The organism is Tundrisphaera macrotermitis (assembly GCF_051175315.1).
Classification (GTDB): domain Bacteria; phylum Planctomycetota; class Planctomycetia; order Isosphaerales; family Isosphaeraceae; genus Tundrisphaera.
The window spans coordinates 866,861-881,385 of record NZ_CP195100.1 but is presented as its reverse complement, the minus strand read 5'-3'; the positions used below and the strand labels follow the sequence as shown (position 1 = coordinate 881,385).

Sequence of the window (14,525 nt, the reverse complement as noted above, 5' to 3'; positions counted from 1 at the left end):
TGCGGGTCGGACAGGGGACGGGCGAGGCGAGTTCGTGGCGGGGCCCCGGCGATAGCCGGGGATCGGGTCAGGCGTGCGCCGCCATCTCGTCGGCGTGGTAGCTGGACCGGACGAACGGGGCGGAGGCGACTTCGAGGAAGCCGAGGGCGCGGGCCATCCGCCCGAGTTCGTCGAACTCCTCCGGGGGGAGGTAGCGGACCACGGGCAGGTGCCGGCCGGAGGGCTGGAGGTACTGGCCGAGCGTGAGGAAGTCGCAGCCCACGGCGCGGAGGTCGGCCAGGGTCTCCAGGATCTCCTCGGTCGTCTCCCCCAGCCCGAGCATCAGGCCGCTCTTGGTCTTGATGCGGGGGGCCGATTTCTTGGCGTGGCCCAGGACGGCGAGGCTGACGGCATACTGGCTCTTGCGCCGGACGTACTGCTGGAGCCGGGCCACGGTCTCCATGTTGTGGTTGAAGACCTCGGGCTCGCCGGACAGGACGATGTCGATGGCCTCGGTGTTGCCGTCGAAGTCGGGCGTGAGGACCTCGATGGTCGCGCCGGTCCGCTCTCGAACCGCCAGGATGCAGCGGCGGAAATGATCCGCCCCGCCGTCGGGCAGGTCGTCGCGGGTGACCGACGTGATCACGACGTGCTTCAGGCCCAGCCGGGCGCAGGCCTCGGCCAGGCGGTCCGGCTCATCCTCGGCCACGGCCTCGGGCTTGCCCCGCTTCACGGCGCAGAAGCCGCACGGGCGGGTGCAGGTCTCGCCCAGGACCATGAACGTGGCCGTGCGGCGGGTCCAGCACTCCGATCGATTCGGGCACTTGCCGCTCTCGCAGATCGTTTCCAGCCCGAGCTCGCCGATCAGATCCTTGGTGAAGTAGGTCCCGCCGGCGGCCGGGATCGGCCGCTTGAGCCAGGGCGGGAGCCGCTTCCGGGGGGCGGCGGCCACTTCGTCGGCGCCCAGGATCGGCAGGCCGGGGGCATCATCCAAGACTCGGAGCGAAGTCATGAGAGCCGACCTTCCGGCGGATCGAAGGATGGTGCGTATACAGGTGGTGCCGTTCCAGGCCGAACACCGACTCGACGCGGCGGATCACCGCCTCGCGGACCTTCGCCATCGGCGTCGGCCGCTGGCGACGCGACTCCATCGAGGTCTGGCGGATCGGCCCGTCCGCGGACGGGTCGCGGAGCAGCCCGAACGGCCCCAGGAACGTGGACACGTTCAGCGTGAATCCATGATAGGCGATCGAGCGTTTCACCGCCACGCCGATCGACGCGACCCGGGCCTGGTCGATGAAGACCCCCGGGACGCCGGGGCGGGTCGACCCTCGGAGATCGAACTCCCCCAGGACCTCGATCAGGACGCGCTCCAACCCATCCAGATAACCCTGGAGCAGGAGATCCCGCTGGCCCAGGGGCAGGACCAGGTAGCCCGCAAGCTGGCCCGGGGCATGGAGCTGGCACCCACCGCCGCGATTGACCCAACGGACGGGGAGGCGCAGCGACCGCAATTCGTCGTCGTCGACCAGAATATGGGCACGACTGCCCGATCTCCCAACACTAATGACCGGGGAGTGTTCGCATAAGATCAGGACGCCACCCCGACTCTCCCCATCGCCCAGATCGTAGACCAGGCGGCGTTGGAGTTGCTGGATCTCATCGAAATCGACCCGCCCGAGCAGGTAAATCTCCAATGGCGGGGTCGAATTCATCGCGGTCCGATCTCCCTTTCTTCACCGCTGCGGGGCGCGACCCGGGCGATGCACCGCCCTCCATCAATGTACAGGTCGGCACGACGGGACGACAAGGGGTCCGACCCCGGCCGACCGACCCCTGCCGCCCTTGGATTGCAGACCGGTCAATCTTGCAAGGTTATTGATTTGCGCCGGATCGATGATCAATGTTGGCAATTGTGAACGTAACCGTCGGTTATGCTTGCACTCGATTTGGGCACTATGTCATACTACCGCTCGACCGATGGAGCGATGTCGAGCTGAAGGCTTCTCTCATTCTACGCATTCCGCCGCCTGTTCTACAGATGGCGAATCGTCGTCCCACCGAAGCCTTCTCTTTTTTCTCGCGAGGATGCACCATGCCCAGTTTGTCAGCATTCCCTGGTTTTCGGGAAATGGGAAACTTGGCCCTTGCGTTCGATGCGAGAAGTCACCTCGGACGTTGTCACTTTCCGACATCATCGTTGCAATCCGTCTTCATTCTGCTACTTTAGCCTCTCGATCGCGGGGTCTCCGCGACATCATGCTATCAGATGCGAATCTGGGATGACTCGCAATATCGCCGAATTGCGATCGGACCGGATTCAGGATCGCGGTGTTCGTAGCCCAGTGACTTAGTTCCATGCGATGGGAGTGCCTAGCTCGGCGGTTCGGCACAACCATGAGAGGATTCGACTCGATGCTCAAGCGCTCCTTCCTCGCTGCCGCTGCCCTCGCCTGCCTGTCGTTCACCGGCGTGGCCAAGGCCGACTACACGCTCACCCTGAGCGGCCTGAACCCGACGACCTTCACCCCCGCCGGCGGTTCCAGGTTCGACTTCGCGATCCCCTCCGCGACCCAGACGGGTAGCGTCGCCCAGACGTTCAACGTCATCAACGTCGCCCTGCCCAGCGCCACCGGTGCCGGCGGCGGCACCGTCACCCTGAGCGAGACCTTCTCGATCGTCGGCTCGGGCTCCACCCCCGGCTCCCTGACCGGCACGCTGACCGGCACCTTCACCGTCAGCGGCGCCCTCAGCTCGTTCTCGGGCAGCTTCACCAACCTGGTCGGCACCGGGTTCACGGTCAGCGGCATCAGCTACGCCGCCCCCTCGGCCGGCTCGACGATCGGCTCGGCCACCTCGGGCAACGTCAGCTTCATCATCACCCCGACCGCCGTCCCCGAGCCCGCCTCGGTCGCGATGGTCGGCCTCGGCCTGGCCAGCGTCGGTGGCCTGGCCCTCCGCCGCCGCCGCGCCAACTAAGCTGATCTCCGCGGAGTCCACCGGCCCTCCAGGGCCGGCGATGGCTCACGAAGCCCCGACCTCGCTCCCTGCGAGGTCGGGGTTTTTTCGTTCGAAGCGGCCGGAGATCGCCATGGAAGCGTGCCCGACACCATAGAACAAATAGACATCCTCATGCAAATCAACCTCATTAATTCGTTAGCACCTTGACACGATAGTCAAGACGAATCGGGCCGGGATGATGAAATTTATCAACACTCTATCCACGCACGCTTAATCGTTGCTACATTCGCTTCGGCTGATGCGAAAGGATTGCTTTTGCTTTCTTATGACCAGCTCCGTTCCGTGGGTTTGGCATGAGAAGGCGCGATCCGCTTACTGGCTCGTTCCGCCGGATGGCCAGGAGCTTCCCCCCTTGAGAGGATGCATCCCGATGAGCAAGAAGTCCCTGTTCTTCGCCTTCGCCGTCACCGCCTTCTTCTCGTTCGGCGAGGCCAAGGCCGACTACCAACTGACCCTGAGCGACCCGTCCGTGGCGCAGTATACCCCCCTCGGCGGGTCCACGTTCACCTTCGCGACCGCCGCCGCGTCCCAGACAGTCGTCGCCGGCTTCCCCCAGACGTTCAATGTCATCAACGTCGGCCTGCCGAACCTCTCGGGGTCGGGCTCCGGCACCGTCACCCTGAGCCAGAACTTCACGATCACCGGCTCGGGCTCGACCCCCGGCTCCCTGTCCGGCACGCTGACCGGCACCTTCACCGTCAATGGGGCCCTCAGCTCGTTCACGGGCACCGTCACCAACCTGACCGGCGCCGCCCCCCTCTCGATCGGCACCATCTCCTACGCCCCGCCTTCGGCGGGCTCGCAGGCCGGCAGCGTGACCGCGGGCAACATCAGCTTCGCTATCTCTCCGAACGTGGTCCCCGAGCCGGCCTCGATCGCGATGGTCGGCCTCGGCCTGGGCACCCTCGGGCTGGTGACGGCCCGACGCCGTCGCGCCGCGAAGTAAGACCGGTCGCCACCGCACTTGCGGACACCTCGCCAATGAAAGACGCCCCGGCCCCGCCTACCTGGCGAGGTCGGGGCGTCTCTGATTCCGCCCTGCTCGAACCGATGTCCACCGATCCCCGCGCGGCTCAGGCCTTGGGGGGCATCAGGACACGCTCGACCCAGGTAGTATCGACGCGTCCCTCGATGAAGTCGCGGTTGCGGAAGATCCGGCGATGCAGCGGGATCGTGGTCTGGATCCCCTCGATCACCAGCTCATCCAGGGCCCGACGCATCGTGGACATCGCCTCGTCCCGGGTCGGGGCATGAACGATGAGCTTGCCGACCAGCGAATCGTAGTTGGGCGGGACGGAGTAGCCCGCCTGGACATGGGAATCCCACCGGACTCCGGGCCCGCCCGGTACGTTGAGCCGGGTGATGCGCCCCGGCGAGGGCCGGAAGTCGTTGTCGGGATCTTCGGAGTTGATCCGACACTCGAACGAGTGCCCGGTCGAATGGATATCCGCCTGGGTGAAGGGCAGGGGCTCGCCGGCGGCGATCCGGATCTGCTGCTTGACCAGGTCGATGCCCGTGATCGACTCCGTGACCGGATGCTCGACCTGGATGCGGGCATTGACCTCGATGAAATAGAAGTTGTTGTCGGAGTCGACCAGGAACTCGCAGGTCCCCGCATTGACATAGCCGACGGCCAGGGCCAGGCGGACGGCCGCCTCGCCCAGGCGGACCCGCACGTCGAGCGGGAGGGTGGGGGCGGGCCCTTCCTCGACGAGCTTCTGGTGCCGGCGCTGGAGCGAGCAGTCGCGGTCCCAGCAGTGGACGACGTGGCCGTGGGCATCGGCGAGGATCTGGACCTCGACATGCCTCGGGCGGTCGATGAATTTCTCGAGGTAGACGCTCGGATTCTTGAACGCCGACTCCGCCTCAGAGCGGGCCGCCCGGAGCGAGGCGACCAGCGTCGATTCGTCGCGGCAGACCCGCATGCCCTTGCCGCCGCCGCCGGCGGCCGCCTTGATCAGGACCGGGAAGCCGATGGCGCGGGCCAGGCTCAGGGCCTCCGAATCGTCCCCGACCGGGCCGTCGGACCCGGGCACGCACGGGACGTTGGCGGCGTTGGCGACGATCTTGGCCTCGGTCTTCAGCCCCATCCGGCGGATGGCGTCGTGGGGCGGCCCGATGAACTCGAAGTTGCAGCTCCGGCAGATCTCGGCGAACGAGGGGTTCTCGCTCAGGAAGCCATATCCGGGGTGGATCGCCTGGACGTCGGCGACCTCGGCCGCGGCGATCAGGCGGGGGATGTTCAGATAGCTGTCGGAGCTGACGCCCTTGCCGATGCAGATCGCGCGATCGGCAAGCTGAAGGTAGGGGGCATCGCGATCCGCCTGCGAGTAGACGGCGACCGCCTGGATCCCCAACTCCTTGCACGCGCGGATGATCCGCAGCGCGATCTCGCCGCGATTGGCCACCAGGATGCGCTCAAACATCGACGGTTCCCGGGAAGACTCGGGACGCGGGGCCAGGCGGCCGTCGAGCGAGCGGGATGGCCCATGCCCCCGGCCCCACCCCGCATCCGGTGGTTAGGCGGGGTTGACGCGGAACATCGGCTGGCCGAACTCGACCGGCTGGCCGTTCTTCACCAGGATTTCGGTGATCGTGCCGGCGACCCGGGCCGGGATGTCGGTGAACACCTTCATCGCCTCGATGACGCAGACGGTCGCCTCGGGGTGGACCGAGGTCCCCACCGTGACGAACGGGGCGGCGTCGGGAGAGCTTGAGGAGTAGAAGGTCCCCACCATCGGGCTCTCGATCACCACGCCGACGGGGGCCGGCGGGGTCGCCCCTGCCGCCGGGGCGGGCGTCGCAGCGGCGGCCGGCGCGGCGGCGATCGGCTGGGGGGCGGCCGGCTGGGCCGCATAGACGACCGGCGACCCGGCGCCTTGGCGGCGGAGCCGGATCTTGGTCGGCCCCTCGACCAGGTCGATGGCCGTCAGGTCATAGCGCTTCATCAGCTTGACGAGGTGCTGGATCGCCCGGACGTCCGGCGTCTTGGGGGCTTCCTCGGTCTTCTCCGGCTCCGGCATACCTGCACGCCTTTCGAACGGACGTCGGGAGGATTGGGGACCGTCGCGTCTTCGCGGGGCGGGAGGGGCGCCACCGGGCGACCGCGGCGATGCGGGACCCAATCCGTGAGGTTCAATACGGTCGGGTTCGGATCAAAGCGAAAGGATGGTCGATTCGAGCGTCCTGGCGGCGTGGGTCAGGATTTCCGTCCCATCGGGCGTGATTAGCACGTCGTCCTCGATCCGAACCCCGCCCCAATCGGGCAGATAGACCCCCGGCTCGATCGTGACGACCATCCCCGCTCGGAGCAGGAGCGGGTTGTCGCGGCGGAAGAAGGGGTCTTCATGGATCTCCATGCCCACCCCATGGCCCAACCCGTGGGTGAAGAACGGCCCGAATCCCGCCTCCTCGATGGTCGAACGGGCGACCCGGTCGACCTCCCCGGCGGTCACGCCCGGCCTGAGAGCGGCGATGGCCCGCTCCTGGGCGGCCAGGACCGTCCGGTAAACCCGTTCGAACTTGGGAGTGACCTTACCTGTGACTACCATCCTCGTCAAGTCGCTTTTGTAGGGCCCGTGCGACGCCCCCCAGTCCACCAGGGTGAAATCCGCGTCGCCGATCCTGGCCTCGGGCCGGGGCTTGGCATGGGGCAGGGCGGCATGGGCCCCGACCGCGACGATCGGCGCGAAGCTGGCGTAGGACGCCCCGCAGCGGCGGAGATGGGCCTCCAGCGAGTCGGCCGCATCCTTCTCCGAATCCTCGACCCGAAGCCCTTCGCGGAGCAGGAGGAAGGCCCGTTCCGCCTGGTCGATGGCCCGGCGAATCTCCTCGATCTCCCCGGCATCCTTGATCGCCCGCAAGGCCTCGACCCGGCCGCCGTACGGGATCCACTCGGCCGGCCCGCCCCGGGCCTTCAAGACCTCGAACTGGGCCACGGTCGTCGAGGCGGGCTCGAACCCGACCCGGTGCGCACCGAAGCCAGAAACGACCTCGCCGATGCCCCCGAAGACCGACTGGCCGATCGGCCGGATGTGCGCCTCCAACTCGGGGCAATCCGCGGCGAGCTGCGCGGTGTACTTCGCATCCGAGATCATCAGGGCACGTTCGGGCGTGACGAGCAGCGCCGTCTGTTCCCCACGGAACCCGGTCAGGTAGCGGACATTGGTCTCGGAGGAGACGACCAGGGCATCCAGCCCATCGCCGACCATCATCCGACGCAGGTCTTCCAGCCGGCTTTCCGTGCGTCGCATAGATGATTACGCCCTGGGTCGAACCGGGATCGGGGAACAAAGAGGCCGCGGCCACCCCCCGTGGGATGGTCGCGGCCGATTCTACCGGAATGGTGCCGGGAGTCGATTACCAGCTACCGCCGTTGTCGGAGCCGCCGCCCCAGTCGCCACCCGCGTCGCCGGCGCCGCCACCCCAGTCGCCACCGCCGCCGCCGCCCCAGTCGCCGCCACCGGCCGTGCCCCAGTCACCGCCGGCGTCGGCCGCATTGGCGGAGCCCCAATCATCGCCCACACCGGTCGCCTGATCCCAGCCTCCGGCCGATGTGTCGGGGACGCCGGGCTCGGGGTTCGCGCCATAGCCGGCCTGGTCCGTGTAGCCGCCCTGGTGATGCCCGCCCCCATTGAGACGGTCATAGAGCCAGTTGCCGGCCATGGCTCCGCCGATGCCGCCGAACAGGCTGGACATGAACCCGCCACCGCCGCCGCCGTAGCCGGGGCCTCCGCCATAACCGGGCCCGCCGTAGCCGGGGCCGCCCATGCGTCCGGGGCCTCCGCCATAACCCGGGCCTCCGCCGTAACCACCGCCACGGGCCGCCGAGAACAGGCCGCCGATGACCCGGAAGACCAGGAGGCCCGCCAGGATCATGAGGACAATCTTGAGCAAGGATCCACCCCCCCAGGTTGAAGTGCGTGCTGCGGGTCGACGGGCCGGGACGGGGGCCTCCGCCGCGCGACGAGCGGGCGCGGGTGCCGGCTTCAGCGAGCCGCCGGCATCGGCGCGGGCCTCGGCGAGCGTCGCGTCGAGCTTGGCCACGCCGGCGGTCAAACCGACGTCGAAATTCCCCTTGCGAAACTGATCATCGATCGAACCGACCACCCCCCCCAGGCGCGGGGGCGTCAGGAATTTGCTGATGGACGGGTGGGCCGCGATCTGCGTCTTGTGCTCTCGGCGAGCGATCAGGGCGTAGATCCCCCGGGAATTGGAGGCCTCGGCGTGCTGCCTCAGCACGGCGAGGATCTCCTTGCCGCCGAGGGATTCGACGGTCTCGATCGTGACCGGCACCTGATATTCGCGCTCGATCCGGTCGAGGTCCGCCTGGGCCTTGTTGACCACGTCGGGGGCGAACATCCCGGCCTTATCGCGGATCTCGGACGCGAACGACGCTCCCGAGGTCGCGATCAAGAAGGCGGGCAAGGCGAGCAACCAGCGGGAACGTCTCATGGCTTGGGCACCTCGGTGAGGCCAGGTCGGTTCTCTGGATCCGGGCCAGACGACCCCAAACAGGGATTCGGCCGGCGCGGGAGTTTATTGAGGGCTAGTCTTCAAGCCGGCATGCGGCGTGCCAGGCCCGGAGAATCGCCCTAACTTTCTGAGATGTCGGCGAATCGCGTGACCGCCACGACTTCATCGCGGAGGACCAGGACGCGGGCCCGGTTCCTCCGGATCCCCAGCCGGGCCGAGTCGAACACATAGACCTCGCGGGTGGCCAGGCTGTCGCGGAAGTCGTGGAAGTCCGCGTCGGTCAATTCATAGAACAGGGCGTCGACCCCGGCCAGCGTCCCCAGGCAGACATAATTGGCCTTCAGGTCGAGGACGACGACCTGGCCGATCAGGCCGGACAGGCTGCCAGGGGTCTCGGTGGGATCCATGATCGCGTCCACTCCGATCGGGAGCATGTCACCCCCGCAACTACGAAGGAGGCCGCGGGGTGGTTCGCCTTGACGGATTGTAGGCCCGGGACTAAGGTCCCGCCACCATGTCAACCCAAACCCAACCGATCCTCGTCGGCCTGGCCGCGTCCGGGCTGTTCTGGCTGACGACTCCCGTCGTCATGGGCCAGGGCGGACCCGCCCCCCAGGCTCCCTCGTCGTCACAGGCGGCCCCCGAGCCGTCGAAATTCTCGGTCATGTTGCTGACCAACGGCAAGGTCGTCCGCGGGGCGATCACGCGCGATGCCGCGGGCTTGACTTACATCCTGAAGGACCAGGGCGTCCCGATCGCCTACCCGTCCGTCGTGGTCGAGAAGGCCGCCGGATCGATCGAGGAACTCTATCAATACCGCCTCTCACGCCTCGCCGAGCGCGACGAGGACGAGCGGATGAAGCTGGCGAGGTGGTGCCTGACCGAGGGCCTGACCGATCGGGCCAAGGAGCAGATCGCCGCGATCCTGGAGCTGAGCCCGGGCCACACCGACGCGATCCGGATGCAATATAGCATGGCGGCCGCCGCCGATCGGCCGTCGCCGGTCGATCCCGAGGTCCGGCGCACGAGCGGCAGCATGCCGGAGGGGGGGGAGCCCGCCCCGCTCAACCAGGCCGCCATCAAGCGGCTGCGGAGGGACTTCGGCAGCAGCAACGCCCCTCCGGTGATCTTCGACCTGCCCACCGCCCAGGCGGTCTCGCGGGCGCGAGACTTCACCCAGCAGATCCACCCGATCCTCCAGAATCGCTGCGCCGGCTGCCACAACGAGCGGTACCAGGGCAGCTTCCAGCTGGTGGTGGCCAAGGGGCGACGGGACATGAACCCCGACGTGGCCCGGGCCAACCTGGACGCCACGCTCCAGCTGGTCAACCCCGATGACCTGCCGCGTAGCTCACTGCTCTCGGCCGGGCTGGTGCCCCACGGCAACAGCAAGAACGCCATCTTCAAGGGGCCGAACGACTACGACTACCGGAAGCTGGAGTTCTGGGTCCGGGCCCTCAGGCCGGCACCGGTCCCCGGCGAATCGGTCGCGCAGGCCGGATATGCCGGCCCGCAGCCGGCGGCCCCGCCGCAGGACGGCTTCGCCGCCGATCGCCAGAATCGCCCGGCCGCCCCGGGGATGCCGCTGACCCCGGTCGTCCCGGTCCCCCGGGGCGATGGCTTCCCGCCCCTGCCCGGGACCCCGACCGCCGACCCGAACGCCGTGTTCAACCCGCCGCCGGGCTACCTGCCGGGCGACAATTACCGGATCAATAAGGATTATTCGGGCGGGGTGCCCGACTCGGAGTTCCAGGTCCCGTTCGCGGCCGGGGGCGCACTCCCCCCGGCCGTCCAGGCCGCCCAGAAGCAGGCGAACGCCAACCGCCAGGCACCGCCTCCGCAGGGCTCGAACCCGGCGATGGCCGCCGCCCCCGCCGTGGTCCCGACGACCGCCACCAAGGTCGACGAGCGTACGGTGCTGGTCGCCCCCACCGAGGACTCGACCCAGTTGCCCGGCATGAATCTGCCGCGCTACCCGCCCAAGAATCCGGCCGCGGAAGACGGCAAGGCGCCCCGGACCAAGGTCGACCCCAAGCTGCTCGAACTCATGATCAAGCAGCGGAACGGCACGCCCTGACCTCCGCCCCCGCGATCGGATCACACGGCCCGCTCTCCCCGCAACTGGGGCGGGCGGGCCGTTTTCGTCGATCCCGGGCGGCCGGCGGCCGGGACATGACCCTCAACGCTCCGGGCCGGGCCGTCCGGTTCGCTTCCCCAGTTCCGCCTCGATCCGCGCCCCGAGGTCCGTCCCTTCGAGTGACACGTCGCGGACCGCGGCCGCGAGCGCGGGGCCGAGCCTCGGATCATCGAGCGTGGCCAGGGCGGACAGGGCCGCGACGCGGGCCTGGTTCGAGGCCATCGGGTCGGCGAGCAGCGCGGCCAGGCGGTCGCGGATGGGGTCCGCGCCGGGGTCCGGTCGGGCGAGCAGCTTCGTCGCGGCCCGCGCCGAGGCGATCGCGATGGCATCGCTCCGTGAGGCCAGACCATCGCGGACCAGGGCCAGCGCCCGGGGGGCGCCCAGGTCGCCCAGCCCGATCAGGGCCGATTCGGCGAGCGGGTCCGCCGGGTTGGCGGCGATTTCCAGGAGGCGGGGGATGATGTCGGCCTGGCCGAGCCGGGCCAGCCCCCGGATCGCGGCGGCATTCCAGGCCAGGTCATGGCTGGTCGCCCAGATCCGCCTCAACTCGGGGATCGCCCGAGGGTCGCCGAGCGCGGCGAGGGCCTCGACGGCGAGGTCGCGGAGCGTGGGCTGGGACAGGTGCTCGATGGCGACCGGATAGCGGTCCTTGAAGCCGTGCCGGCCGAGGAAGGCGATCAGTTCGAGCTTCCTCGCCACGTTGGGCTCCTCGTCCAGGTGCGGCCAGAGCACGCTGGCCGCCTCATCCGTGTCGATCCGCCGCAGGGCCTCGATCGCCTCGTGGCGCACCTGGGGTTTGCCGGGGGCCAGCAGGGTGCCCAACGCCGGGACCAGCCTGGCATCCGCGACGTTCCGCGCGGCGGTCGCGAAGGCGAGCTGCTCCTGATAGTCCAGGGGCCGAGCGAAGGCCTTGAGGAGGGCATCGACCGCCGGGAACTCGATGGGGTGGGTCAGGAGCATCCGGGGGAGCCGATCGAGCCGGGCGATGTCGGCCGCGATCCTGAGCCCGGCCTCGGACTTCCTCTGGAGCCGGTCGGTGAGCAGGTCGGCGTCCTTCCCGGGCCGGCTCCCCAGGCGAATCAACGACTCGGCGGCGGCGGCCTCGTACTCCGCCGGGGCGTCCAGGGGCAGATCCTGGAGGATTTTCGCCACCCTCTCGGCCTGATCCCGGAGGCCGACCCGCCCCACGGCCCGGAGGAGCGCCGCCCTCTCGGCGAAGGTCGCCGCCGGCCGGTCAGATCTTAGGGCGGCCGCGGCCGGCGCGACCTCCGCCGCGGCCGGACCCGCCGCACCGATGGCGTCGAGGATCGCCACCCGGGACCGGTAGTCGTCCCCGGACGTCGCCAGGGCCGTCGCCAGGGCCCCGACCGCTTCAATGCGCACGTCGTCCCGATCCTCGGGCCGCTCGCCGGCGGGCCCCGGCGCCCGGGTGGCCCGGCCCCGGTCGTCGGCATCGAGGAGGACCGCGATCGTCCGGGCGGCGATCTCGCGGACCACGGGCGATCCTTCTTGCAGGCGGGGGAGGATCGTCGCCACGGTCCCCGGCGTCTGCGCCGCCACCAGGGCCCGCCGTTGCAGGGCCAGCATCAGGGGGACGGCGTCGCGTCCCGTCGCCGTCTTCAGGCCGTCGCGGAGCAGGGCGATTCGCTCGGCCCGGTCGCGCCGCTGGGCCGCCGCGATCAGGACATCGACGGCCGAGAGGAGGGGATCATCGGCCCCGCCGAGCCTCGGGATCGACTGGCCCAACGTGGCGGCCGTGTTGCAGTTGACGAGTTGGGAGCCGTTCCTCCGCTCCAGGAAGACGAGCAGCATCTGCCCGCGTTGGAGGGCGTCGGCCTTCTCGGCGAACCGGTAGACGCCCAGGTCGGCGCCGGTCATCAGCAGGGACTCGCGGGCGAAGATCCCCTTGAGGACCCGGACCGGTTCGAGCCGGTACTGCTCGGTCACCTCCTCGACCTGCCCCCCGTGGACGATGCGGGTCTCGGTCACGTCCGCCAGCCGCACCGCCAGGATCAACTCCGCCTGGGAGACGGCCGCCTCCAGGTCGAGGACCGCCGGCCGGGACACGGTCCTCGGGTCGGCCGCGATGGCGGGAGACGCCACGGCCGGGGCCAGGCAGAACACGGCGGCCAGCGCCGCCCGCCATGCGGCCCGATTCGCTGGGGACGTGCGGGATCGGCGACTCATCCGGTTCATGGTCGGGACTCCTCGTCGGGGATCGGGGTCAATCGTCGGACGGACGGTGCGAGCTTCGGGGCCAGGGCCTGATCGGGATCACGACGGGCAGCAAAGCACCAGGGAATCGGCAGGCGGGGGCGCGGGAGCCTCGGCCGGCATCGCGAACCCGGCCAGCGCGAGGCCACCGGCCGAGGCGGCCGAGGCGACCAGGAGCCGCCAGCGGAGCGGGGATCGGATCTCCACCGGGTGGCCCGCGTCCAGGATCAGGGCGACCCGCTCGCGAAGCTCGCCGGGCCGATCCCACAACCCCAGGGAGCCGGCGCAGGCCCGGCAGGCACCGGGGGACGCGGACCGGGCCCAGGCCAGCAGGGCCTCCGCATAGCCCACGCGATCGCAGCCCCGCACGGCCACGGCGTCGGCCATCGCCTCCTGGTCGGCCCGGACCCGACGGCGGAGCCACCAGTAGGCCGGGTGGGCGAACAGCACGGGCATGAGCCACCGGAGCAGGGCCAGGAGCGCGAGGTCTCCGTTGCCGATGTGGGCCCATTCGTGCCTCAGCGCGGCCTCGACCCGGCGATCCGGCCCGACCCCGCCCGCGAACCGGCCCGGCAGGACGATCGTGGGTCGGAAGGCCCCGATCGCGAACGGCTGGCCGCTCGCCGGCCCGACCCGCAGCGCCGGGACACGCCGACCCGGCCCCACCACGCCCGCCAGCTGGTCCCGCAGCGATCCGGGGGCCTCGATCGTCCGGGCCACGAATCGCCACGCCGCCCAGGCCCCCCCGAGCAACCACAGGCCCGTCACCCCGGAACCGATCAGGAAGGCCACCACGACCGCACCGGCCAGGGATCCGGAATCTCCGGGCGGATCTACGGCCGGGGGGACCTCGCAACCCGAAATCGCCCGGTCCGATGCCGGGGCGGGCCGGGAGCAAGAAACCGCCGCGGAGATCGACGCCGGGGCTGGACGCCGATCCGACGCGGCCAGGACGGGCCGCAACCCGTCCCGCCCGGCGCGATCTCGCATCGGGAGGGCCGCGACCGCGGAGGCGAGGACCAGCCCGGCCAGCGCGACGGCCCCGCACCTCGCCACGAACAGGCGACGCGCCGGCTGTCGGAGGGCCCGCATCGCCGCCCACGTCGCGATCAGGACCGCCGTCGCGACCAGATAGATCCCGCCCAACCACGCCCCGATCGCCCCTGTCATCGGTGTGCCCCCACTCGGCAGTTTCCGGTCGAGCCACGCGGCGGCGAATGATTATGAGTCGGTCTCGCCCCGGGCCTGCCGCCTGGCCTCGGCGATCATCCGTTCTAGCTCGTCGAGTTCCTCCGGGCTGGGCCGGCGCGACTGGAGGGCCCGGGCCACGTATTCGCCCAGGGCGCCGTCGAAGACCTGATCGAGGAAAGCCCCCGCCATCCGGCGGAACACGCCGTCGCGCTGGGCCCGGGGGAAGTAGCGATAAGCCTTGCCGGCCGATTCGTGCCCGACCAGACCCTTCTGCTCCATCGTCTGCAACAGGCTCAGCACAGTCGTGTAGGCCAGTTCCCCGTCGCTCGGGCGGAGCGCGTCATAGACCTCGCGGACGGTGGCCTTCTCCCGGCCCCAGAGGACCTTCAATGCCTCCAGCTCGCGGCCCGTCGGCGTGACGTCGGACATGGTTGAACCCCCGGGGTTAGCTCCTACGGCTTCGATCATACTACTCGACCCGTAGATAGCAATCAAATCCAATGCGACG

At 69.6% G+C, this 14,525-nt stretch carries 13 protein-coding genes; 3 read left to right on the top strand and 10 right to left on the bottom strand.

Annotation, left to right across the window (positions count from 1 at the left end):
• Positions 1-67 precede the first annotated feature (67 nt).
• Positions 68-991: a lipoyl synthase gene (gene lipA / locus TA3x_RS03865; RefSeq protein ID WP_435018788.1), complete on the bottom strand. Its 924-nt coding sequence runs from the start codon at positions 989-991 to the stop codon at positions 68-70.
• Positions 966-1,694, bottom strand: a complete 729-nt coding sequence (gene lipB, locus TA3x_RS03860; protein WP_435018787.1) for a lipoyl(octanoyl) transferase LipB — start codon at positions 1,692-1,694, stop codon at positions 966-968. The genes lipA and lipB overlap by 26 nt, the downstream gene beginning before the upstream one ends.
• A 700-nt stretch (positions 1,695-2,394) precedes the next feature.
• Here lipB and TA3x_RS03855 point away from each other — a divergent pair.
• On the top strand, positions 2,395-2,958 hold the full coding sequence (locus TA3x_RS03855; protein WP_435018786.1) for a PEP-CTERM sorting domain-containing protein: 564 nt from the start codon (positions 2,395-2,397) through the stop codon (positions 2,956-2,958).
• 412 nt (positions 2,959-3,370) lie between these two features.
• Entirely contained in the window at positions 3,371-3,946 is a 576-nt protein-coding gene (locus tag TA3x_RS03850; RefSeq protein ID WP_435018785.1) for a PEP-CTERM sorting domain-containing protein, read from the top strand.
• 127 nt (positions 3,947-4,073) lie between these two features.
• On the opposite strand, the gene accC is transcribed toward TA3x_RS03850, so the two are convergent.
• The 5 genes from accC to TA3x_RS03825 form a co-directional block, all read right to left on the bottom strand.
• Positions 4,074-5,426 carry an acetyl-CoA carboxylase biotin carboxylase subunit gene (accC, locus tag TA3x_RS03845; RefSeq protein WP_435018784.1) on the bottom strand — a complete coding sequence of 451 codons (1,353 nt, stop codon included), beginning with the start codon at positions 5,424-5,426 and terminating at the stop codon, positions 4,074-4,076.
• 93 nt (positions 5,427-5,519) lie between these two features.
• Complete coding sequence (gene accB / locus TA3x_RS03840) at positions 5,520-6,023, bottom strand: acetyl-CoA carboxylase biotin carboxyl carrier protein (protein ID WP_435018783.1); 504 nt, start codon at positions 6,021-6,023, stop codon at positions 5,520-5,522.
• A gap of 132 nt (positions 6,024-6,155) precedes the next feature.
• Positions 6,156-7,253, bottom strand: coding sequence for a M24 family metallopeptidase (locus TA3x_RS03835; protein WP_435018782.1), 1,098 nt, complete (start codon positions 7,251-7,253; stop codon positions 6,156-6,158).
• Between the two features lie 106 nt (positions 7,254-7,359).
• On the bottom strand, positions 7,360-8,454 hold the full coding sequence (locus TA3x_RS03830) for a TPM domain-containing protein (RefSeq protein ID WP_435018781.1): 1,095 nt from the start codon (positions 8,452-8,454) through the stop codon (positions 7,360-7,362).
• Positions 8,455-8,594: 140 nt separating this feature from the next.
• On the bottom strand, positions 8,595-8,909 hold the full coding sequence (locus tag TA3x_RS03825; RefSeq protein WP_435018780.1) for a hypothetical protein: 315 nt from the start codon (positions 8,907-8,909) through the stop codon (positions 8,595-8,597).
• Positions 8,910-8,989: 80 nt separating this feature from the next.
• On the opposite strand from TA3x_RS03825, the gene TA3x_RS03820 reads away from it, so the two are divergent.
• Entirely contained in the window at positions 8,990-10,552 is a 1,563-nt protein-coding gene (locus TA3x_RS03820) for a hypothetical protein (RefSeq protein WP_435018779.1), read from the top strand.
• 102 nt (positions 10,553-10,654) lie between these two features.
• Here TA3x_RS03820 and TA3x_RS03815 read toward each other — a convergent pair whose 3' ends face one another.
• The 3 genes from TA3x_RS03815 to TA3x_RS03805 form a co-directional block, all read right to left on the bottom strand.
• Positions 10,655-12,808 (bottom strand): HEAT repeat domain-containing protein, encoded by a 2,154-nt coding sequence (locus TA3x_RS03815; RefSeq protein ID WP_435018778.1) that lies wholly within the window; start codon positions 12,806-12,808, stop codon positions 10,655-10,657.
• Positions 12,809-12,886: 78 nt separating this feature from the next.
• Positions 12,887-13,996 carry a M56 family metallopeptidase gene (locus TA3x_RS03810; protein WP_435018777.1) on the bottom strand — a complete coding sequence of 370 codons (1,110 nt, stop codon included), beginning with the start codon at positions 13,994-13,996 and terminating at the stop codon, positions 12,887-12,889.
• A 51-nt stretch (positions 13,997-14,047) separates the two neighbouring features.
• The gene (locus tag TA3x_RS03805) at positions 14,048-14,446 is read right to left on the bottom strand and encodes a BlaI/MecI/CopY family transcriptional regulator (protein ID WP_435018776.1); all 399 of its coding nucleotides are present in this window, start codon (positions 14,444-14,446) and stop codon (positions 14,048-14,050) included.
• Between the last annotated feature and the right edge of the window lie 79 nt (positions 14,447-14,525).

What these genes read in the sequence shown, in the direction of transcription:
- lipA (WP_435018788.1), bottom strand. Translation starts at nt 991, where the DNA reads ATGACTTCGCTCCGAGTCTTGGATGATGCCCCCGGCCTGCCGATCCTG.
- lipB (WP_435018787.1), bottom strand. Translation starts at nt 1,694, where the DNA reads ATGAATTCGACCCCGCCATTGGAGATTTACCTGCTCGGGCGGGTCGAT.
- TA3x_RS03820 (WP_435018779.1), top strand. Translation starts at nt 8,990, where the DNA reads ATGTCAACCCAAACCCAACCGATCCTCGTCGGCCTGGCCGCGTCCGGG.
- TA3x_RS03850 (WP_435018785.1), top strand. Translation starts at nt 3,371, where the DNA reads ATGAGCAAGAAGTCCCTGTTCTTCGCCTTCGCCGTCACCGCCTTCTTC.
- TA3x_RS03805 (WP_435018776.1), bottom strand. Translation starts at nt 14,446, where the DNA reads ATGTCCGACGTCACGCCGACGGGCCGCGAGCTGGAGGCATTGAAGGTC.
- TA3x_RS03815 (WP_435018778.1), bottom strand. Translation starts at nt 12,808, where the DNA reads ATGAACCGGATGAGTCGCCGATCCCGCACGTCCCCAGCGAATCGGGCC.
- TA3x_RS03855 (WP_435018786.1), top strand. Translation starts at nt 2,395, where the DNA reads ATGCTCAAGCGCTCCTTCCTCGCTGCCGCTGCCCTCGCCTGCCTGTCG.
- TA3x_RS03830 (WP_435018781.1), bottom strand. Translation starts at nt 8,454, where the DNA reads ATGAGACGTTCCCGCTGGTTGCTCGCCTTGCCCGCCTTCTTGATCGCG.
- TA3x_RS03825 (WP_435018780.1), bottom strand. Translation starts at nt 8,909, where the DNA reads ATGCTCCCGATCGGAGTGGACGCGATCATGGATCCCACCGAGACCCCT.
- accB (WP_435018783.1), bottom strand. Translation starts at nt 6,023, where the DNA reads ATGCCGGAGCCGGAGAAGACCGAGGAAGCCCCCAAGACGCCGGACGTC.
- TA3x_RS03835 (WP_435018782.1), bottom strand. Translation starts at nt 7,253, where the DNA reads ATGCGACGCACGGAAAGCCGGCTGGAAGACCTGCGTCGGATGATGGTC.
- accC (WP_435018784.1), bottom strand. Translation starts at nt 5,426, where the DNA reads ATGTTTGAGCGCATCCTGGTGGCCAATCGCGGCGAGATCGCGCTGCGG.
- TA3x_RS03810 (WP_435018777.1), bottom strand. Translation starts at nt 13,996, where the DNA reads ATGACAGGGGCGATCGGGGCGTGGTTGGGCGGGATCTATCTGGTCGCG.